Genomic DNA, 19,767 nt, shown 5'->3' with positions numbered 1-19,767 from the left:
GGTGGGACCGTGTCCGACGGACACGGTCCCACGGGCCGGAGCGGGTCAGTGCCGGACGGCGAAGGGCAGGATCGACCCGCGCAGGAGCGCCTCGGCGTCCACCGACGTGAGCGTCGGGAAGCGGGAGAGCCGCGAGGCCGCCAGCGCCACCGGGTCCTCGACGACGTCGAGGCGGCCGGTGAGGTAGGCCCACTCGTGCTCGTCCGAGCAGTACGGCAGCACGGTCGGGAACACCGACGAGAACCGGGCCGACATCCGCTTCAGCGTGTCGTTGCGCCACACCGTCGGACACCCGGCCTGGGTGTTCACCACGCCGCCCGGGGCGAGCACCGCCGCGCACCGCTCCAGGAACGGCGTCCCGTAGAGCCGCGCGTGCTGGGCGGGGTCGTCGACCTCGACCGGCTCGTCGGGCAGGTCGACGATGACCACGTCGTACCGGTCGCCGCGCTCGGCGGCCGCGGCGAGGAACTCCCAGCCGTCGGCGTAGTGCACCCGCACCGGGCCCTCGTGCGCCTCGGCGGCGGCGAGCTCGGTCGGGGAGTAGCCGTAGGGCAGCAGCTCCGCGCAGCGGCGGACGCACTCGGTGTCGATGTCCACGTGGTCGACGACGGACGCGCCGGCGGTCACCGCCAGCTGCGACACCACGCCCTCGGACGAGCCCACGACCAGCACCCGGTCGAGGCGGTCCGCGAGCAGCAGCGGCGGGACGGCCAGGGCCTCGTGGTAGACGAGCTGCGTCTGCTCGGTGGACTGCCGCTCGCCATCGCAGAACAGCGAGATCCCCTGCGCGGTCCGCGCGACGATCATGTCCTGCCACTCGGTGCGACCCCGGAACAGGACCTCGTCGATCCGCCAGCGGCGGCGCATCCCCTCCGCGAGCGGCTCGTCGACCTCGCGCTGCCCGACGGCGTCCGGTGCCAGTCCGGCCCCGCGCGCCACGATCTGTGCCCGCACCTCGACGGCGCCGACCTCCCGGCCGAGCACCTCGACGATCCGCTCCGGATCGGCGTGCTCGCCGCACGTGAAGACGTCGACGAACGCAGCACCCGCCTCGGGATAGGCGTGGACCGAGGCATGGGACTCGGCGAGCAGCGCCAGCACCGTCGTGCCCTGCGGTTCGAAGCGGTGGGCCACGACGTCGAGGACGGTGGCCCCGCCGGCGTCGAGAGCGGTCCGCAGGGCCCGGGTGACGGCGGCGTCGTCACCGAGCAGTGCGGCGGAGACCCCGCGCAGCTCGGCGAGCACGTGGCGTCCTGCGAAGGAGGGGGCGGGGACGGCCGGGGTCACGGCGGAGGTCGTCAATCAGGGGTCCTCTCGGGGGTCGGAGGTCGGCAGGATCACGGTCGGCAGCGGGGGTAGCCCGTTGAAACCGACCGACGCGTAACTGGACGTGTAGGCGCCGGCGCCGAGGAACTCGACGACGTCGCCGGGGGCGAGATCGAGCGGCAGGCGGACGTCCGCGTGCCGGTACAGCACGTCGTCGCCGTCGCAGGTGGGTCCGGCGAGCACGACCGGACCCCGGGGCGCGGACCCGGCGTGGCCGGGGCAGCGGAGCCGGTAGACGATCATCTCGCCCTCGGTCTCGGCGAGCCCCTGGTAGCGGCCGACGTCGAGGTAGACCCAGCGGCGTCCGGCGCGCTCGGTCACGAGGACGACCTCGGCGACGAGGACGCCCGCGTCCGCCACCAGCGCCCGGCCCGGCTCGGCGACGAGGTGGGGCCGCCAGTCACCGAGCTCGGCGTCGACCGCCGCGGCGATGTCCCGCAGCGCGGGTACCGGACCCGCGGCGTGCCTCGTCGGGAAGCCCCCGCCGAGGTTGAGCTCGCCGACCGGGAGGCCGGCGAGGTCGGCGGCGCGGCGCGCGGAGGCGATCCCCCGCCGCCACGACGACGGGTCGGTCTGCTGCGAGCCGGGGTGGAAGCCCAGGCCGTGCGCGCGCAGGCCGGCCGCGTCGGCGCGGCGCAGCAGGGCCGCGGCCTCCTCCGGGGGCACGCCGAACTTGCCGGCGAAGGGCGTGGCGGAGCCGTCGTCGTCGACCGCCAGCCGCACCGTCACCGCCGCGCCGGGGGCCTCCCGGGCGAGGAGGTCGACGTCGGCGGCGGAGTCGGTGGTGAACCGCGTGACGCCCGCGGCGACGGCCGCCCGGACGTCGGAGGCCTTCTTGACGGGGTTGCCCCACGTCATCCGCCGCGGCTCGATCCCCGCGAGCAGACAGGCGTCGAGCTCGCCGACGCTCGCGAGGTCGGCGCTCACCCCGAGGCCTGCGAGCAGCGCGAGCACCTCGGGATGCGGGTTCGCCTTGACGGCGTAGGCGGGCTCGACGCTCGGGAACGCGTCACGGAAGGTGGCGAACGCGTCCCGCACGGTCGGCAGGTCCAGCTCCAACCGGGGGCTGGCCTTCACCTGGTCGGGCGAGGGGTGCGCCGGGACCGACGCACGTCCGTGCGCCGGCACCGTTCGCTGTGCACCCACACCCTCCATCGTGCCCGTAACCAGGGGCCCGCGATGCACGAAACGGCTGACGTGAGACCTATCGGACGCGTACTGTCCGGGATCTTCCGATCTGGCGGGGTCGGGAGAGGCGGGTCGGGGAGAAAGCAGGAGACGTATGCCTTCGGGCTCCCAGGGAGGATGGGAGACGGGTCGGCGGCGGCAGCGGAGGTGGCCGCGCTGGTCGGCCCGCAGTACGGCCGTCACGGGTCTGTTCGCGGTGGCGGTCGCGGCGGCGGCCCTCGGGGTCGGGCGCAGCGTGGTCGCGCCACCCGGGCCGAGTGAGCAGGCCGCGGGGACGGCGGGCACCTCGCGCACGCTCGTGCCCGAGAGCAGCGGCTCCGTGCCCGCCGACGACGGGCACGGCGGCACCGGTTCCCCGGCCCGGTCGGAGGTCGCACGCGACCCGGCACCGGGGCTCGGTGTGCCCGGGGCGTCCGAGCCCGCCGACCCCGACGACTCCCTCGCGCCGCCGCTCACGCCGATCCCGCTGCCGGGCGCGCGCCCGCAGGGCAGTGCCCCGGCGCCCGCCACGAGCACCCCGGCCGGCTGGGACCCGCCGCTCGCGCCCATCGTGCCGGGCGGTGCCTCCTCGCCCACCCCGTCCCGTTCGACGCAGGCCACCCCCGCCGCGCCCGCGGCGCCGCTCGTGCCCGCCCCGGGTCCGGCGTCGCCCGCGTCGCCGACCGCCCCCGCGTCGCCCGCCGCTCCGGCAGCCCCCGCGTCGCCCGCCGCCCCGGCAGCCCCGGCCGGTCCGCCTGCTCCGGCGGCGCCCGAGCGCACCGGGCTGCTCGACCTCCCCGGTCGCGTGCTCGGCGGGGCGCCGGAGCAGACCCGGGAGCGGGACGAGACCCGCGCCCGGGCGCCGCAGGGCGGTGGCGACCCGGGCCCCGGGAACGCCGACCGCCCGAAGGCGGACACGAGCGCGGACAAGGGTGCGGACAAGAGCGGTGACGGGCGCGCCGACCGGCGCGTGGGCACCCCCGCCGCCCCGGCCGCCGACGCCCCGCGGACCGCGGCGCTGCCCGCCGTCGCACCGGCGGGCTGGCCGATCCCGATGCTGGGGCCGAGCAGTTCGGACGCCCCGTCGTCGTCGGCGACCACGTCGGCCGACCTCCCGGGCGAGGCGACCTCCACCGGCACCGGGTCCACGCTGGCCCCCACCCGGACCTCGACGGGCGGCGCCGCGACCGGCGCGCTGCCCGAGGGCTGGCCGATCCCGTCCCTCGGCTCGGCGGCCACCGACGCCCCGCCCGGCTCGTCGGACGCGATCACCACGACGTCCGGTCCGGCCGCCCGCACGGGCACCGCCGGGACGTCGGGCGCCGACCCGACCGGCACGGCCACCACGACGGCGGCGCCGTCCGCGGCCGACGATCCCGGGTCCACGGCCACCGACCCGACCACGGGCGTGACCACCACCCGCAGCCGCAGCGTCGACCCGAGCAGCGGCGCGGTCACGACCCGCGCGACCCGGACCGACCCGGCGGATCGCTCGCGCACCGTGCAGACCACCACGCGCTCGGCCGACTCCTCCACCGTCGAGGTCACCACCACGCGCGAGTCGACCGACGAGGCGGACCCGACGACCACGCGGGCGCCCTCGTCCTCCCGGTCGGAGGGCACGGCGTCGAGCCGGACCTCATCGAGCGAGCGGCCCTCGAGCCCGGAGTCCTCGAGCGAGAAGTCGTCGAGCGAGAAGTCGTCGAGCCAGCGGTCCTCGAGCGAGAAGCCGACGTCGCGGTCGTCGAGCTCGTCGGTCCGGTCGAGCACGTCGAAGGACGCGGACGGTTCGACGGTGAAGGAGACGACCACCTCCGACGGCGAGGGCAACAGCGTCACCCGGCGCAGCGTCACCTCCTCCGACGGCGAGGAGAAGACGGTGTACTCCGCGCAGTCCTCGGACGGGCAGAGCTTCGAGTACGAGACGTCGAGCGCCGTCACCGACACCTCGGGCACCGAGAGCTGGTGGTCACGCCTCTGGTCGTGGTGAGCGACGATCGGGTACAGGGCCGGGATGCCGCTGCCGCCTCCCGGACCCGACGCCCACGTCCTCGTCACCGGTGCCTCCTCCGGGATCGGCGCCGAGACGGCCCGCGCCCTCGCGACCCGCGGCTATCCCACGCTGCTGGTCGCCCGGCGTGAGGACGCCCTGACCGAGCTCGCCGACGAGCTGCGCGACCGCAGCGGGCTGCCCAGCGAGGTCCACGCCGCCGACCTCGGCGACGACGACGCCCGCGCGGGCGTCCGCGACCTCCTCCGGCGCGACGACCGCATCGTCGGGCTCGTCAACGCCGCCGGCTTCGGGGCGACCGGCCGCGTCGTCGACCAGGACCCCGCCGAGCTCGACGGCCTGGTCCGCGTCAACGTGCTGGCCCTGCACGACCTCACCGTCGCCGCCGTGCAGGCCTTCGTCCCGCGGGCGCGGGCGACCGGCCGGTCCGCCGCGATCCTCAACGTCTCGTCGATCACCGCGTTCCAGCCCCTGCCGGGCGTCGCGAGCTACGCGGCGAGCAAGGCGTTCGTGCAGTCGTTCTCCGAGGCGGTGCACACCGAACTGGCGGGCACCGCGGTCACGCTGACTACGCTCAGCCCCGGCCTGACCCGCACCGGCTTCGCCGACGCCGCCGGCACCGAGGCGTTCGACCGCGCACCCGGCTTCACCGTCGGCGAGGCCGCGGACGTCGCCGAGGCGGGCGTGGCGGCCATGGCCGCCGGGCACCGCAGCGTCGTCCCCGGGCTGGTCAACCAGCTGAGCGCCCTGTCCGGGCGGCTGACGCCGCGCACCGTCCTCCTGCCCGTCGTGCACCAGGCGATGGACTGGTTCGGCGGCCGGGGATGATCTCCCCATGAGCGTCACCCCGGCCGACCTGCACGCCCGCGGCGAGGAGTTCGCCGAGTTCTGGCGTGAGTACCACCTCTGCACGCTGACCACGTTGCGCCGCGACGGCAGCCCGCACGTGGTCCCGGTCGGCTGCACGCTCGACCTCGACACCGCGACCGCCCGCATCATCACCTCCGGGCCCAGCCGCAAGGCCGCGCACGTCCGCCTCGGCGGCGACGGCGGCGCGCGGGTGGCGGTCAGCCAGGTCGACCGCGGCCGGTGGTCGACCCTGGAGGGCCTCGCGGTGGTCCGCGACGACCCGGCGTCGGTCGCCGACGCCGAGGCCCGCTACGCCGCGCGCTACCGCACGCCCCGCGAGAACCCACGCCGCGTGGTCCTGGAGATCACGCTGACGCGGGTCATGGGGTCGCGCTGACCCGGGGCCGGCGTTCATGACGTCGGGTGGGTCAGGTCGTACACGACGGTGCCGCCCAGGGTGGTCGGCGTGTAGTGCGCCGTCACCCACGCCGTGATCTGCACGGTGGCGTCGGAGCCGCCCGTGTCGGGGACCGACGTGAGGCCCTCGCCCAGGAAGTAGTGCACCTGCCCGGTGGCCACGAGCTGCTGGAAGGCGGCGAGCGTGGGGGAGGGGTCGGTGCCGTTGAAGCCGCCGAGCGGCATCACGGGCGACCCGCTCGCGAGCTGGTAGCCGGCGGCGGGCATCGACCCGACCGTCGCCGCCACCCACGTGTACCCCGTCGATCCGGCCTGCAGGAACGCGGTCAGCTCCGCCGACGGGTCCGAGGCCCGCAGCAGTTGCATGGCGCCGCCGGGCCCGCCGCGCCCGGGCCCGCCACCGCCCCCGCCCGGCAGCGATGACGCGGTACTGCCACCGGGAGGGGCACCCGGCGGACGCCCCGGACCGCCCTGCCCCGGACCGCCCCGACCCGGACCGCCCTGCCCCGGCCCGCCGAAGCCGGAGGAGGGACCCGCCGTCGGGATGATCTCGGTGTGCGCGGTGGCCGCCGTGACCCCGGCGTACGCGGCCGGGCCGCCGAGCCCCGCCACGAGAGCCGCGGTGAGGACACCGAGGGTCACCGAGCGCCGCCCGACCCGCCCGGCGAGCAGGATCCCGACGACCGCGAGCGCGCCCGCCACGAGCACGACGACCCGCAGCCAGGGCACGAAGGTCGGCGTGGCGCGGAGCAGGGCCCACGACCACACCGCGGTCACCGCGACGGCCGTGGCGAGCGTCCGACGGGCCCGCCGCCGTCACGCCTCGACCACCCCGACCGCCGCCAGCGCCGCGATCCACGGGGCGAGCGCCACCGCGTAGTAGGGGTGGATGATGCCTGCGGCCAGGCTGAACACCGTGCCCGTGACCAGCAGCGACCCGCCCCAGAGCAGCACCGCGGCGCGACGGCGGTCGGTGCGTGCCGCACGCCCGACCCACACCAGCAGCGCCACCCCGAGGACCAGCGCGAGCGGCAGGAGCCACGACACCTGGTCCGCCATCGACCCGGTGAACAGGGCCGACCACGAGTCGGTGGAGGTCGCGCCCCCGCCACCGCCCCCGCCCCCGCCCCCGCCACCGCCGCCGCCGCCCAGCTGCCCGGTCTCGTCCCCGGTGAGCCGGCCGAGGCCGTTGTAGCCGAAGGCCAGCGACAGCACGCTGTCGTCCTGCGACCCGCCCACGTAGGGCCGGGCGGAGGCGGGCCACAGCTCGACCACCGCGACCCACCACCCGGCCGAGACGAGCAGCGCGGCGGTCGCGGGCAGCAGGGCGAGCAGCCGACGCCGCAGCGTCCCCGGCCCCGCCACCAGGTGCACGGTGACCAGGGCGGGCAGGACGAGGAAGGCCTGCAACGACTTCGTCAGGAAGCCGGTCCCGACGCAGGCGGCCGCCAGCACCAGCCACCAGGTGGACCCCCGGAGCGTGGCCGCGTCCACCGACCGCACCGTGGCCCAGGCGGCGGCGACGAGCAGCAGGCAGAGCAGGGCGTCGGGGTTGTCGAACCGGAACATCAGCACCGCGACCGGCGTGAGCGCGAACGCCGACCCCGCGAGGAGTCCGGCGACCGGGCCCGACCAGCGGCGCACGGCCGCCGTCAGCAGGCCCACCGCGGCGACGCCCAGGAGCGCCTGCGGCACCAGCAGCGACCACGACGACAGCCCGAACAGCCGGACCGAGAGCCCCATGACCCAGAGCGAGGCCGGCGGCTTGTCCACCATGATCGACGCCGGGGCGTCCGAGGCGCCGAAGAACCAGGCCGTCCAGCTCTGCCCGCCGGCCTGCGCGGCTGCGGCGTAGAAGGCGTTGCCCCATCCGCTCGCCGACAGCCCCACCAGGTACAGCACGGCCGTGCCGACCAGCAGCGCCGTCAGGAGCAGCGGGTACCACCGTGCGCTCCGGCCCTCGTCCCGGCGACGGGTGCTCTCACTCGTCCTCCGCGCGCGGGAGTGCCGTTCGTGCGGATCGGTGGCGAGCAGGCTCATGGCGACGAGCCTGCGTCCGCGGGGTGTTCAGGACGTATGTCCGACCTGGGTCCGCGCTGTGCGGCTCAGGTCTGCAGGGGAGCGAGTTCGGCGGCGAACCCGTCGAGGAACCCGTCCCACGACCGCGGGGCCACGGCCGGGCGCACCACGAACTTGGTGATGCCGTGCTCGACGAACTCGCCGACCAGCCGCTGCGCCTCGGTCCAGTCGGCGGCGACCAGCTTGCCGGGGTCCTCCGTGTCGAGCCGACGGCGGGCGGTGACGGCACGGGCGTGGGCGAGCTCGTCCTCGGTGGCCCCGTCGGGGAGGACGAGCAGGTTCGTGCCGTAGTGGTCGTCCTCCACCGCGCGCCCGGCCGCGTCGGCGGCCTCGGCGATGACCCGGCGGGCGGCGCCGGCCTCGGCGGGCGTCACGAACGACGCGAGCCAGCCGTCGGCGAGCCGCCCGACCCGCCGCAGCGCGTCGGGGACGAGGCCGCCGAGCCACAGGTCGAGCGGCTTGACGGGGTGCGGCTCGACCACGGCCTCGTCGAGGTGGAAGAAGTCGCCGTGGTGGGTGACGACGGGCTCGGTGAGGAGCCGGCGCACCACGGTCAGCGCTTCCTCGAACACCGCGGCGCGCTTCCCGTCGACGGGGTACATCGTCCGCTCGGCTGGCGTCGCGGGCTGCAGTCCGAACACCGGCAGGATCCGCCGCGGGGCGAGGGCGGCCAGTGAGGCGAGCTGGTGGGCGACGACGGCGGGGTTGCGGCCCGGCAGCACGACGACCCCGGTGCCGAGCTTCAGGTGCTCGGTCCGCCCCGCGGCCCAGGCGAGCGCCATGAGGGGCTCGATCGCGGGGGCCGCGACGCGGTCGGGGAACCACACCGAGTCGATCCCGCGGCGCTCGCACCCGTCGACGAGGTCGCGGGTGGCGACCGCCGGCTCGTCGTCGGTGACGGCCGCTCCGATGCCGAGCCGGACGCTCATGCGTGAACCTCCTGGTCCGTGGGGACGAGTCCCGCCCGCACCCCGAAGTCGTCGAACAACCGCCACGATCGCACCCGCGAGGACTCCGCGCGGTCCGCGACCTCGGCACGCAGACCCGCCGTGGAGATGCCGAGCTCGTCGAAGCGGTCCTCGAGCGGGGTGCCGGTCCAGCGGCCGGCCCAGATCTCGAACTCCTCGGGCGTGATCTCCGGGTGGAACTGCACGCCGAGGTGGGCGCCGAGGCGGAAGGCCTGGTCGCAGCGCTCGGACCGGGCGAGGACCTCGGCGGTCGGCGGGGCGGTGAAGGAGTCGAAGTGGAACTCCATCCACGGCCCGTCGTCGATGGCGTCGCAGAACGTCGTGATGGTGCGGAACCCGTTCTCGTGGCGGCCGTCGGCCGGGTTCGCGCTGCCCCCGAGCACGCGGGCGAGGAGCTGGCCGCCGAAGCAGATGCCCAGGATCGGCACGTCCGCGGCGAGCACGCGGTGCAGGTAGTCGATCTCGGACGCGAGCCACGGGACCGCGTCGTCCCACGCGCCCTGCACCGACCCGAGCACGGCGACCGCGTCGACCTCGGACGGGTCGGGCAGCTCCGACCCCGCCACGGCCGGGATCACCGTGACGCCCCGCTCGCGCGCCCAGCTCCCGAGGGTGCCGGACTGCACCAGCACGGTCTCGGGGGACGCGTCGTGACCGATGACGAGCAGGGTCGGGGGAGTGGCAGGCATACCGGGTGCAACGCGCCCGGCGGCCGTGACCATCCTGGACGGGTGCCGAAACCGTGTGCCTTCTGCGCGATCGTGGCCGGCGACGCCCCCGCCCACGAGGTCCACCGCGACGAGGACACCGTCGCCTTCCTCGACGTGAAGCCGGTCTTCCCCGGCCACGTCCTCCTGGTGCCGCGTCGGCACGTGACGACCCTCGCCGAGCTCCCCGCCGACGAGGTCCCGGGCTTCTTCGCCCTCGCCCAGCGCCTCGAGCGGGCGGTGGAGACGACGATGGACGCGCCCGGTTCGCTCGTGCTGGTCAACAACGTGATCAGCCAGTCCGTCCCGCACCTGCACCTGCACGTCATCCCGCGCCGCCCGAAGGACGGGCTGCGGTTCTTCCTCGGCCCCCGTCACCCCTACCCGGACACGGACGAGGCCGAGGCGGTCGCGGAGCGCATCGGCGCCTCCCTGCGCGATCTCCCACCGAGTGAGACCGGATGAGGCCGATTGATCCGTTCGTCGGTCGACACCGGGCGCCGACCGGCGTCCCGTGTGGGTCTGAACGGAGCCGAGCGGTCGGTGCGACGCGCCCGACGGTCTCAGGTTGTGCGTCCGATCGAGTGGTTTGAGCCCCTCATCACCGGTTGTGCTGCGATAGTCACGGTGCGCGGACGGGAACGGTCGACCTACCGGTCGGTCACCCTCCGCGACGGACTGCCCGGCGACGCACGGAGGTGGGAGATGACGGTCCTGAGCTGGGTCGCCGTTCTCGTCGGAGTGTGGTGCGCCGTCTCGGTCCTGGCCGCCCTCGGCCTGGGGGCGTTGCTGCGCCGCGGTGCCGCCGTCGACGGCGACCTCGCCGAGCAGGGCCGCGACCGGGACCTGCGGGGACCGCTGGCGATGTGGCTCGCCGAGATCCCGCACGTGCCGGACACGCCGGCCTCCCTGATCGACGACGTGCCCGCCCCGCGCCGGCCGCGGGACGTCGACTCGGGCATGAACGAGGTCCCGTCGGTCCGCTGAGCACCTCCGGGGGCCTCGGGTCACCATCGGCGATCGAGACGCACACGGCCCGTCGCGGGCCGTCGCAGGACACGTCGGGGAACCGATACCGGCGGCACCGGTACCGCGTCCCACGCGAGTCGGGCGACGACCCGCCGTCGCGAACCCGCTAGCTGATCCCGACGGCGTGGCGCACCGAGCGCAGCACGCGAGCCGCCCGCTCGCGGGCGATCGCACCACCTTGGGCGAGGGCGTCGTCGAGCTCGCTGCCCGGCTCCATCAGCGCCTCGTAGCGCTCGCGCATGGGCGCGAGGCGCTCCTCGAGCACGTCGGCGAGCTGGTTCTTCAGCTCGCCCCAGCCGACGCCGCCGGCCTCGAGCCGGGCGCGGGTGTCGGCGACCACGTCGTCCGGCGCGAACTGCGCGAGGATCTGGAAGACGGCCGACGAGTCCGGGTCCTTGGGGTCCTCGACCGGCGTCGAGTCGGTCGGGATCCGCCGCACCAGCTTGCGCAGCTTCGGCGCCGCCAGGAACAGCGGGATGTAGTTGTCGTAGGACTTCGACATCTTGCGGCCGTCGAGCCCCGGCAGCGTGTGGCCGGTCGTCTCGGGCGGGATCACGGCCTCGGGCACCGGGAAGCGGTAGCCGCGGTCGCCGTAGAGGTGGTTGTAGCTGCCGGCGATGTCGGCGGCGATCTCCACGTGCTGCTGCTGGTCGCGCCCGACCGGCACCAGGTGCGCCTCCATGATCAGGATGTCGACGGCCATGAGGATCGGGTAGTTGTAGAGGCCCATGTTGACCCCCGCGTCGGGGTCGTCGCCCGCCGCGACGTTCGCGTCCCGCGCCGCCTTGTAGGCGTGCGCCCGGTTCATCAGTCCCTTGCCGGTGATGCAGGAGAAGACCCAGCTCAGCTCGAAGGTCTCCGGGACGTCGGACTGCCGGTAGAACACCGTGCGCTGCGGGTCGAGGCCCGCGGCGAGCCACGTGGCGGCCACCGACCGCGTCCAGTGCGCGAGCTGCTCGGGGTCCCGGGCCGTGGTGAGCGCGTGGTAGTCGGCGATGAAGTAGAGCGACTCGTAGTCGCCCGCCGCCATCTCGATGGCCGGCTCGATGGCCCCGATCAGGTTGCCCAGGTGGGGCTCGCCGGTCGGCTTGATGCCGGTCAGGGAGGTCTTCCGCGCGGTCACGATCACCGACCCTATCCCTGGGGGCCCACTAGGGTTCCGCGGCGTGGAGCTGCTCGCGGACATGTCGGCCGAGGACCGTCGTCAGGTGCTCGCCAGCGGGCGGCGACGGCGTTTCTCCCCGCGTGAGGTCGTCTTCCACGAGGGCGATCCGGCCGACACGTTCCTGCTCATCGACTCCGGTCGCGTCGCCGTGCGGGCCGCGACCCCGATGGGCGACACGGTGACGTTCGCCGTCGTCGGGCCGGGGGAGACGGTGGGGGAGCTGGCCCTGATCGACTCGGGTGCGCGCCGGTCCGCGTCGGTCCTGGCGCTGGAGGCGACCGAGGCGTGGTCGTTCGGCGCGGACACCTTCCACCGGCTGCGGAGGACGAACGCCGGCGCCGACGCCTTCGTGCTGCAGACGTTGGCCGGGCAGGTGCGCCGCCTGTCGGGCCTGCTCGTCGAGGCGCTGCACCTGCCGGTCGAGACCCGCGTGCTGCGCCGGCTCACCGACCTCGAGCGGCAGTACCGCGGGGAGTCCACGCCCACCCTCATCCCGCTCACCCAGGAGGAACTGGCGTCGCTGGCGGGCGCCAGCCGCGCGACGGTGAACAAGGTGCTGCGCACGGTCGCGGCCGAGGGGCTGCTGGAGCTGCGCCGCGGGCGTGTGGCGGTGCTGGACCCGGCGGGGCTGGAGCGGGCGGGTTCCTGACGGCGGGTGCACCTCCCGGTGCGAGCAATGCGTCACTGCTTGCACCCAGTGCCAGGAAAGGCGGCACCGTCGGCGCTGTGTCGGATCCCTGACACAACGATCGTCACCGGGTGGACGGACGGATCACCGCGCGGCGGGCAGGGTCCTCCTCAGCGCGACCGACCACCCCAGGAGGCCCCGGCGATGCCCGTCACCACGGACCCGATCTACTCGGCCACCGGCCTCATGACGACGCCCCGCCGGACGCGCACCGCCCCCCGCGCCCCGCAGGAGCAGCCGATGGACGCGCACGCCCTGGCCGAGGCGGTGTTCTCCCGGCGGCTCTCCGCGGACGAGCGGGCCGAGCTCGACCGCTTCTGGCGCACCGACTGGTCCTCCCACCGGCTCTCGCTCGGCGACACCGCCGACCGGTCGCTCGCCGCCACCGCCGTCGCCTTCGGCACGCCCGTCTTCCACGGCTCCGGGGCCGGCTACGCGCTGAGCTTCCACCCCGACGCCGAGGTGGTCGCCGCCGTGCGCCGGGGCCTCGGCCGCCCCGCGTCCTGGCGGCCGGCGCTGCTCACGACACGGGCCCGGCTGATGGAGCTCGTCGACGCCGAGGCGCTGCACCCGTCGCCGGAGGAGTTCCTCGCGTCCCTCGACGAGCGCCTCGCGCACGGACCGGTCGCGCTGACCGTCCCCGCGTCGCCGGCCGTCGCCCCGCACCTCACCACCCGGTGCGACGGGATCGCGACGATCGAGGTCGTCGTCCCCGGCGCCTCCTGCCCGTCCGCCGCCTTCCTCGAGGCCGCGCTCGTCCGCGCCGGGGTCACCCACCTCGCCACGACGCGGCCCTACGCGACCACCGCGTCCGGCCGCGGTCCGGTCCTCGACCGCATCGCCGCGATCCAGCGCGAGTTCGGCCGCATGCGTCCCGGCGCGGTCATGCTCGCCCACCGCAGCGAGTGGCGGGCCCGGAGGTGGCTGCGCCCCGTGAGCACGCTCCCGGGTCAGGACTCCGACCGGTACTGACGGCGCAACGCACCTCTAGGGCCCCGGGAACCACGCCTTGAACGCCCGCGCCCCCTCGTCGACGGTCAGCGCCGGGTCGTCCGCGCCCGTCCGGCCCAGCGTGAACCGGAGCACCGCCGTGTCCGACGAGCCCCGCACCGACGCCGTCGGTGTGCCGTCCACCGCCTGCCACACCCCGTCGACCACGCCGAACCGCAGGTCGACGGTCGGCCCGGTCAGCCCCACCACGGTCCCGGCGGCGGGCACCTCAACGGCGAGCGCCGGGAGCACGGCCGCGAGCACGACCGAGGTCGCCGTGACGACGTCCGCGCCGAGCGGCTCGTCCCGCCCGACCGCGGTGAGCGCGTCGTCCGCGTGCACGCCGGCCTCCATCGTGAACACCTGCAGTGCGAACGGCGCCGGGATCGCGCCGAAGGGAATCTCGACGGTGGCGCCGAGCTCCGCCGCGCGGTCGAGCTCCGCCACGAGCGCGGCCACCGACGACCGCAGCGCCGCCAGCACCTCCGGCCCGTCCCCGGCCGGCTCCGACCCCTCCCCGCTGCCCGCCTCGCCGAGCCGGGAGCGCCGCAGCGCGTCCGCCTCCATCGACGTGCCCCACGCGCCGTGGCGCGCCAGGTCGAGCAGCGACCACCCGGCGCACCGCGTCGGCCGGTCCCACCCGGCGTCGGGAAGGGCCTCCAGCACGGCGCCCCAGCAGCGGGCGACCGCCTCGCGGGCCTGCACGTCGGTCAGCATGCGGTGCGTCCTTCCTGACGGAGCTCGGCGCGGGTCGCGTCGGCGGCGCGAGTCGCGCCGGTCGTCTCGTTGAGGGCGAGCGCGGCCCGCAGCAGCGGCCCGGGGTCCCGTCCGGCGGCGCGCGCGGCGAGGCCGCGGAAGTGGTCGACCGCGCCGAGGCACAGCGCCCCGGACCCGACGACCACGACCAGTCCGGCCCACGGCGCGAGGAGCTCACCCAGGCGGGCCCCGGCGCCGGCGTCCCCGACGAGCGCGGCGGTCTCCGCGCACTCCGCGAGGACGAAGGCCCGGGCGGCGTCGTCGCCGAGCACCGCGAAGTCGTCGGCGGAACACCACCGCAGCAGCGCCGCGGCCTCGTCGAGCCGGCCCGCGCGGGCCGCCGCCACCGCGACGTGCACCCAGGTGCGCCCGCCCACGGTCTCCGCGACCCGGCGCAGCGTCGGGAGCGCCAGCTCGGGCGTGCCGCGGGCGGTGTGCAGCGTGAGGAGCTGGACCGAGTGGACCTGGCCGGCGTCGCCGTAGTGCCAGCGCTCGCCCTCGACGCGGAAGTGCTCGACGGCCTCGGCGGCGGCGTCGAGCGGGCCGTGGTGGAGCAGCATCGTCGCCCGCCACATGGCCGGGTACCAGAGGTGCAGCGGCCGGCCGAGCCGGACCGCGAGCGCGGAGGCCTCCTCGACCAGCGCGGCCGCCTCCGTCGTCGCGCCGAGCTCGAGCAGGTCGACCATCCGCAGGCGCAGCGCCTCGAACTCCCGCTCGCCGTCGCCGGCGGCGCGGGCGGCTGCGAGCAGTTCCGAGTCCGACGCCAGCCGGGCCTGCAGCGCGACCGGCGCCGCGAGGGTCGGACGGCGGGCCAGCAGGGCGTAGGCGAGCGCGCCCGGGTCGTCGGCCTGCCGGGCGAGCGCGACCGCCTCGTCGCCGAGCGCACCCGCCGTCGGGACGTCGCCGCCGTACCCGTGGGCGCGGGCCGCGGCCGCCAGCAGGCGGGCCCGCAGCCCGGGCTCGCCGTCCGGGGTGAGCGCGAGGGCCTCGTCGAGCAGGGCGAACGCGCGGGTGCCCCACTCCGCGCGCGGGAGCCGGCTGTCGAACAGGGCGTCCTCGTAGCCGAGCGCGGCCGCGGCCCGGGTGGCGTACCGACCGGGGGCGTCGGCGTCGGTCACGGCTGCGAACGCCGTCATGGCCGCGGGCAGGCGGCCCGCCCGACGCAGCGCCTCGGCGCGACGCAGGCATCGTCGGGCCTGGTCCTCGGGGCGTGCACCCGCGGCGACCCCGAGGTCGGACGCGCGGGCGAACAGCTCGGCCGCGTGCAACGGCTCGGTCTCCAGCGCGGCCTCGCCCGCGGCGCTCAGCGCGTCCGCGGCGCGCCCGGCCAGCGCGCCCCGGTCGAGCCGGCCGCCGAGGGCGGGGGCCTCGGCGTAGGCGTCGGCGAGGTGGCGTCCGACGAGCTCGACCCGCCCGCCGCGCCGGTCCAGCCACGCCGCGAACCGCTCGTGCAGCTCCGCGCGACGCGCGCGGGGGAGGGTCGCGTAGGCGGTGTCCCGGAGCAGCCGGTGCCGGTAGGTGTACGACGACGGGTCCATGACGCCCGCGTGCGGGCCGGTCAGCAGGCCGGTGCCGGTGAGCTCGGCGAGGGGGACGGCGGGCTCGGTGACGCCGAGGTCGGGCAGGGCGGACGCGGGCAGCGTGCGTCCGGCGACCGACCCCTGCCCGAGCAGCGTCCGCGACGGCTGCGGCAGCGCGTCGAGCTGGCCGAGGTAGATCGCCCGGACGGTGCTCGGCACCACCGGGTCGCCCGCGCGGCCCGCCTGCTCCCACGCCCGCAGCAGCTCCACGACGAACAGCGGGTTCCCGCCCGCGGCGCGGCGCACCTGCTCGACGACGGGTGCGGCGAGGTCGGGCGCGCGGTCGGTGACCAGCGCCGTGATCTCCTCGTCGGACAGGGGGTCCAGGACGAGCACCGCGCCGGCGGGTGCCGTGGCGCCGGGCCGGGCGGTGGTGACGACGAGGCGGGTCGCGCGGTGCGGCGCGGCCGTGGCGTGGTCGAGGAAGGCGAGCAGGTCGGGGCCGGCCAGGTGCACGTCGTCGAGCACCCACACCGGGGTCGGGCCGCCCGGGTCGCCCTCCGCGTCGAGCACCGCGGTCCACGACGCCCACAGCTCCTGCGGGTCACCGGAGAGCGGCTCCCCGCGCAGCAGCGCGCCCGTGTGCCGCGCGGAGACCTCGGCCCGGGTCCCGGTGTGGCCGTGGCGGGCGAGACGGGCGGCGACCCCCTCGGGCGTCACGCCCGCCGCGGTGAGCAGGGCGGCGACCGGCGCGTAGACGGGCTCCTCGCGCCGGACCCGCGCGAGCAGGACCGGGCCGGGGGTCCGGGCCCGGAACTCCTCGACGAGCCGCGTCCGGCCGACCCCGGGCGGGGCGAGCACGGTCAGGCGTTCCGCGCCGCGCGCCGCCCGGTGGGCGGACCGCAGGCGGGCGAGGTCGGCGTCGCGGCCACGGAGGCGGTCCCGGTCGGGATCGGCCGCGACCCGCCGTCCGAGGACCCGGTACGCGGCCACCCGCTCCGCCTTGCCCTTGAGCGCGACCTCGCCCAGCGCCTCCAGCGCGACGACCGTCCCGACCGCGAGGGCGGTCTCCGGCCCGACGACCACGGTGCCCGGCTCCGCGGCCGCCTGCAGCCGCGCGGCGGTGTTCACGACGTCGCCGGAGAGCCGCCAGGACCCGTCCGCGCCCCAGGTGACCACCACCTCGCCGGTGTGCACCCCGACCCGCGCGGCCAGCGTGCCGGACGGCAGGCCGAGCCCGGACTCGACGCCGGCCAGGGAGTCGATGATCGCGAGCCCCGCGCGGACCGCGCCGACGGCGTCGTCGGGACCGAGGACCGGCAGGCCGAACGTGGCCAGCACCGCGTCCCCGATGTACTTCTCGACCTGTCCGCCCGCGGCGGCCACCAGACCCGCGACCTGCGCGAAGTAGTGGTCCTGCAGCACCGCGACGTCCTCGGCGTCCAGCTCCTCCACCAGGCTCGTGAACCCGACGAGGTCGACGAAGAGGACGTGGACGAGGCGCCGTTCCGGGAGGCGCGCGGTCGTCACGCTCCACATTCAACACGGCGGGATCTCGCCGCGCATCGTCCCTCGGTCGGACCACTCACGCCGCGGCGAGCAGGCCGCGCCGGTACACGGAGCGTTCGAACCACAGCGTGGTCAGCGGCGGGATGCTCGCCGCGAGGCCGAGGACCGTCGTGCTCCACCGCCACCGGAAGGTCCGGGCCGCGAGCAGCGTGACGACCACGTAGGCGACGAACAGCGCCCCGTGGATCGGTCCGAAGATCGTCACGCCGAGGTCGTCGAACACGACGAGGTACTTGAACACCATCCCGATCAGCAGGCCCGTCCACGAGCAGGCCTCGGCGATCGCGACGGCGCGGAAGAGCGTGGCCAGGAACGGACGGGTCGACGTGGTCGTACGGGTCACGGGGCCGCATCCTTCCCGACGTCGGGTCGGTGCCGGTGTGAAGGCGACCGTGATGTCAGCGGTGGCACACGGCTGACGTCGAGCGCCCGTGGTGGGCCACCGCTGATCAGCCGCCCTGGTCGTCGGCGCTGTCGACGATCCGGCGGACGCTGTTGCGGTGGTAGCCGGTGAGCTCGGCGACCTCGGTGACGGTGACGCCGGCGTCGAGGGCCTGGCGCATCGCGTCGCGGAACTCGGCCTCCGCGGCGTCGGCGGCCTTGCGGGCGGCGTCGCGTTCCCGGAGGGCGGCGTCGAGACGCGCGCGCACTTCCCTCGGGTCCACCACACGACGGTGACGTGCACTGCAGATGGTGCATGACGCCGGAGGGCTCGTGCACCAGGTATGGTGCACTCATGAGCCCGCGCTGGCACCTGCACGCCCGACTGTTCCGGGGCACGCTCGACGCGCCGGTGCGCAACGAGCTCCGGACGGCCGAGGGCGACGACCGGGAGGCGCTCGAGCTGCTGGCCGACGACCTGCGGGAGCGCGGCTGGCGCGTGTGGCTCTACGAGCGGCACCCGGCCCGGCCCGGGAGCCTCGACGTGGCGGGCCGGCAGGAACGGTCGTGCGTCGTGCGGGAGTGGCGCCCGGTCTGATCAGCGCAGGGCCGTGGCGGCCGCGTGCAGGGTGCGCAGCTCCTCCCGGGCGAGGTCGCCGTAGGACGGTCCCTCGCCGTCGGACCAGCGGTCGAAGCCGCGGTGGAAGGCCTCGACGCCGAGGTCGGCGGCGATCGCCGCGGTCGCCTCGCCGGCCCCGCGGTCGCGCAGCACCGCCGCGAGGGTCCCGGTGAGGTGGGCGCGCTTGAAGGCGGCGCGTTCCCGGAGCTCGTCGTGGGTGCCGACCACGGCACGCAGGCGCGGACCCCAGTCCCGCTGCTCCGCCGTGAAGGCTGCCGTCGCGTGGTCGAGGGCGGCGGTCACGACCTCGAGCGGCGACGCGTCGTCGGGGGCCAGCGCGGCGCCGTCGGCGAGCAGGGCGGCGTGCTCCTCCTGGCCCGCGAACAGCGGCTCCCGCTTGTCGGGGAAGTGCCGGAAGAACGTCGCCTTCGTGAGTCCGGCGCGCTCGGCGACCTGGGCGACCGTCGTCGACTCGTAGCCCTGCTCGGCGTACAGGTCGATGGCCGCCCGCACGAGGCGCAGGCGGGCGTCCGGTTCCCAGCGGGCCACGGGCCGAGCGTAGCGATGAGACGAAGTCTCGTCACGGTGCTACGGTGATGAGACACGGTCTCATCGATGGAGGAGTTCGACATGCAGGTGTTCGTCACCGGCGGTACCGGGACCATCGGGTCGGCGGTCGTCGCCGAGCTGCTCGACGCCGGGCACGGCGTCCTCGGGCTCGCCCGCACCGAGCGGTCGGTGCAGGCCCTCACGGCGGCGGGCGCTGCGGTGGTCCGTGGCGGGATCGCCGACCTGGACGTGCTCCGGACGGCCGCGGCGGAGGCCGACGGCGTCGTCGACCTGGCCTTCGACCACGGCGGCGAGACCACCGACGCGGCGGCGCTGGACCGGTCGATCGCCGAGGAGGCGGCCGCGATGGACGCGCTCGGCCGGGCCCTCGTGGGCAGTGGTCGCCCCATCGTCACGGTGTCCGGCACGCCCTGGGTCCCGGGCCGCGCGTCGACCGAGGACGACCCGCTGCCGACCGGGGGGCCGGTGGCCGGGCGGGCCCGGTCGGTCACCGCCCTGCTCGCGCTCGCCGCGCGGGACGTGCGCTCGTCCGCGGTCCGCATCCCGCGCACCGCCCACGCCGACGGGAAGGGCGGCTTCGCCGGCCTGCTGACCGACCACGCCCGCCGCACCGGCGTGGCCGGCTACCCCGGCGACGGCGCCCAGCGCTGGCCCGCGGTGCACGCGCGGGACGCCGCGGTGCTGTTCCGGCTGGCCCTCGAGAAGGCCCCGGCGGGCACGGCCTGGCACGCGGTGGGCGACGAGGGCGACGCCGTCCGCGACATCGCCGCGGTGATCGGCCGGCGGCTCGGTCTGCCGGTCGCACCCGTGCCGGAGAGCGACTTCGGCCCGTTCGGTCCGATCTTCGCCATGGACCAGCCGTCCTCGAGCGCCCGGACGCGGGCGGAGCTGGGCTGGGAGCCGACGCACCCGTCGCTGCTCGAGGACCTGGAGCTGCTCGAGCCCTGAGCTCCTCC

The 19,767-nt window shown here is 76.1% G+C and carries 21 protein-coding genes; 9 read left to right on the top strand and 12 right to left on the bottom strand.

The genetic code is table 11. From position 1 onward, the window contains the following. Positions 1 to 45 precede the first annotated feature (45 nt). Positions 46 to 1,302, bottom strand: coding sequence for an adenosylmethionine decarboxylase (speD, locus tag LN037_RS07765; RefSeq protein ID WP_308286119.1), 1,257 nt, complete (start codon positions 1,300 to 1,302; stop codon positions 46 to 48). Further along, positions 1,303 to 2,481: a type III PLP-dependent enzyme gene (locus tag LN037_RS07755; RefSeq protein WP_255693476.1), complete on the bottom strand. Its 1,179-nt coding sequence runs from the start codon at positions 2,479 to 2,481 to the stop codon at positions 1,303 to 1,305. It lies immediately after the preceding gene. 229 nt (positions 2,482 to 2,710) lie between these two features. On the opposite strand from LN037_RS07755, the gene LN037_RS07750 reads away from it, so the two are divergent. The 3 genes from LN037_RS07750 to LN037_RS07740 are packed head-to-tail and all read left to right on the top strand — an operon-like array spanning position 2,711 to position 5,750. Then, entirely contained in the window at positions 2,711 to 4,483 is a 1,773-nt protein-coding gene (locus LN037_RS07750; protein ID WP_230751370.1) for a hypothetical protein, read from the top strand. A gap of 24 nt (positions 4,484 to 4,507) precedes the next feature. Further along, the gene (locus LN037_RS07745) at positions 4,508 to 5,332 is read left to right on the top strand and encodes an SDR family NAD(P)-dependent oxidoreductase (RefSeq protein ID WP_230751369.1); all 825 of its coding nucleotides are present in this window, start codon (positions 4,508 to 4,510) and stop codon (positions 5,330 to 5,332) included. A gap of 7 nt (positions 5,333 to 5,339) precedes the next feature. After that, entirely contained in the window at positions 5,340 to 5,750 is a 411-nt protein-coding gene (locus LN037_RS07740) for a pyridoxamine 5'-phosphate oxidase family protein (protein ID WP_230751368.1), read from the top strand. A 14-nt stretch (positions 5,751 to 5,764) separates the two neighbouring features. On the opposite strand, the gene LN037_RS33465 is transcribed toward LN037_RS07740, so the two are convergent. The 4 genes from LN037_RS33465 to LN037_RS07710 all read right to left on the bottom strand — a co-directional run bounded on the left by LN037_RS33465 (position 5,765) and on the right by LN037_RS07710 (position 9,506). Beyond that, a complete protein-coding gene (locus LN037_RS33465; protein ID WP_230751367.1) occupies positions 5,765 to 6,547 on the bottom strand; it encodes a mannosyltransferase YkcB-related protein in 783 nt (260 codons plus the stop codon). Positions 6,548 to 6,586: 39 nt separating this feature from the next. Next, complete coding sequence (locus tag LN037_RS33460; protein WP_308286118.1) at positions 6,587 to 7,810, bottom strand: glycosyltransferase family 39 protein; 1,224 nt, start codon at positions 7,808 to 7,810, stop codon at positions 6,587 to 6,589. 65 nt (positions 7,811 to 7,875) lie between these two features. Then, positions 7,876 to 8,778: a TIGR03854 family LLM class F420-dependent oxidoreductase gene (locus LN037_RS07715; RefSeq protein WP_230751365.1), complete on the bottom strand. Its 903-nt coding sequence runs from the start codon at positions 8,776 to 8,778 to the stop codon at positions 7,876 to 7,878. Continuing rightward, the gene (locus LN037_RS07710) at positions 8,775 to 9,506 is read right to left on the bottom strand and encodes a type 1 glutamine amidotransferase (protein ID WP_230751364.1); all 732 of its coding nucleotides are present in this window, start codon (positions 9,504 to 9,506) and stop codon (positions 8,775 to 8,777) included. The genes LN037_RS07715 and LN037_RS07710 overlap by 4 nt, the downstream gene beginning before the upstream one ends. Positions 9,507 to 9,548: 42 nt before the next feature. Here LN037_RS07710 and LN037_RS07705 point away from each other — a divergent pair, with 42 nt between their 5' ends. Together LN037_RS07705 and LN037_RS07700 are read left to right on the top strand one after the other, a co-directional pair. Beyond that, positions 9,549 to 9,989, top strand: coding sequence for an HIT family protein (locus LN037_RS07705; RefSeq protein ID WP_230751363.1), 441 nt, complete (start codon positions 9,549 to 9,551; stop codon positions 9,987 to 9,989). 240 nt (positions 9,990 to 10,229) lie between these two features. Continuing rightward, positions 10,230 to 10,511 carry a hypothetical protein gene (locus tag LN037_RS07700; protein ID WP_230751362.1) on the top strand — a complete coding sequence of 94 codons (282 nt, stop codon included), beginning with the start codon at positions 10,230 to 10,232 and terminating at the stop codon, positions 10,509 to 10,511. A gap of 148 nt (positions 10,512 to 10,659) precedes the next feature. On the opposite strand, the gene LN037_RS07695 is transcribed toward LN037_RS07700, so the two are convergent. Next, positions 10,660 to 11,682: a tryptophan--tRNA ligase gene (locus LN037_RS07695; protein WP_230751361.1), complete on the bottom strand. Its 1,023-nt coding sequence runs from the start codon at positions 11,680 to 11,682 to the stop codon at positions 10,660 to 10,662. Positions 11,683 to 11,719: 37 nt separating this feature from the next. Between LN037_RS07695 and LN037_RS07690 the strand changes: the two genes are divergently transcribed. Further along, positions 11,720 to 12,367: a Crp/Fnr family transcriptional regulator gene (locus tag LN037_RS07690; protein ID WP_230751360.1), complete on the top strand. Its 648-nt coding sequence runs from the start codon at positions 11,720 to 11,722 to the stop codon at positions 12,365 to 12,367. Between the two features lie 183 nt (positions 12,368 to 12,550). Beyond that, complete coding sequence (locus LN037_RS07685; RefSeq protein WP_230751359.1) at positions 12,551 to 13,378, top strand: hypothetical protein; 828 nt, start codon at positions 12,551 to 12,553, stop codon at positions 13,376 to 13,378. Between the two features lie 15 nt (positions 13,379 to 13,393). On the opposite strand, the gene LN037_RS07680 is transcribed toward LN037_RS07685, so the two are convergent. The 4 genes from LN037_RS07680 to LN037_RS07665 all read right to left on the bottom strand — a co-directional run bounded on the left by LN037_RS07680 (position 13,394) and on the right by LN037_RS07665 (position 17,906). Next, positions 13,394 to 14,113 (bottom strand): maleylpyruvate isomerase family mycothiol-dependent enzyme, encoded by a 720-nt coding sequence (locus tag LN037_RS07680; protein ID WP_230751358.1) that lies wholly within the window; start codon positions 14,111 to 14,113, stop codon positions 13,394 to 13,396. Further along, on the bottom strand, positions 14,107 to 17,202 hold the full coding sequence (locus LN037_RS07675) for an adenylate/guanylate cyclase domain-containing protein (protein ID WP_230751357.1): 3,096 nt from the start codon (positions 17,200 to 17,202) through the stop codon (positions 14,107 to 14,109). Before LN037_RS07675 ends, LN037_RS07680 begins: the two co-directional genes overlap by 7 nt. Positions 17,203 to 17,257: 55 nt before the next feature. Continuing rightward, the gene (locus LN037_RS07670) at positions 17,258 to 17,584 is read right to left on the bottom strand and encodes a DUF3817 domain-containing protein (RefSeq protein WP_230751356.1); all 327 of its coding nucleotides are present in this window, start codon (positions 17,582 to 17,584) and stop codon (positions 17,258 to 17,260) included. A gap of 106 nt (positions 17,585 to 17,690) precedes the next feature. Continuing rightward, positions 17,691 to 17,906 carry a hypothetical protein gene (locus tag LN037_RS07665; RefSeq protein WP_230751355.1) on the bottom strand — a complete coding sequence of 72 codons (216 nt, stop codon included), beginning with the start codon at positions 17,904 to 17,906 and terminating at the stop codon, positions 17,691 to 17,693. 71 nt (positions 17,907 to 17,977) lie between these two features. Between LN037_RS07665 and LN037_RS07660 the strand changes: the two genes are divergently transcribed. Next, complete coding sequence (locus tag LN037_RS07660) at positions 17,978 to 18,220, top strand: hypothetical protein (protein WP_230751354.1); 243 nt, start codon at positions 17,978 to 17,980, stop codon at positions 18,218 to 18,220. Here the strand turns inward: LN037_RS07660 and LN037_RS07655 are convergent, their stop codons facing one another. Continuing rightward, the gene (locus LN037_RS07655) at positions 18,221 to 18,790 is read right to left on the bottom strand and encodes a TetR/AcrR family transcriptional regulator (RefSeq protein WP_230751353.1); all 570 of its coding nucleotides are present in this window, start codon (positions 18,788 to 18,790) and stop codon (positions 18,221 to 18,223) included. It lies immediately after the preceding gene. A gap of 81 nt (positions 18,791 to 18,871) precedes the next feature. On the opposite strand from LN037_RS07655, the gene LN037_RS07650 reads away from it, so the two are divergent. Beyond that, positions 18,872 to 19,759, top strand: coding sequence for an SDR family oxidoreductase (locus tag LN037_RS07650; protein ID WP_230751603.1), 888 nt, complete (start codon positions 18,872 to 18,874; stop codon positions 19,757 to 19,759). Positions 19,760 to 19,767: the final 8 nt, after the last annotated feature.

This window comes from Actinomycetospora soli (genome assembly GCF_021026295.1).
In the GTDB taxonomy this organism is placed as follows: Bacteria; Actinomycetota; Actinomycetes; order Mycobacteriales; family Pseudonocardiaceae; genus Actinomycetospora; species Actinomycetospora soli.
This window is presented reverse-complemented; position numbering and strand designations above follow the sequence as displayed.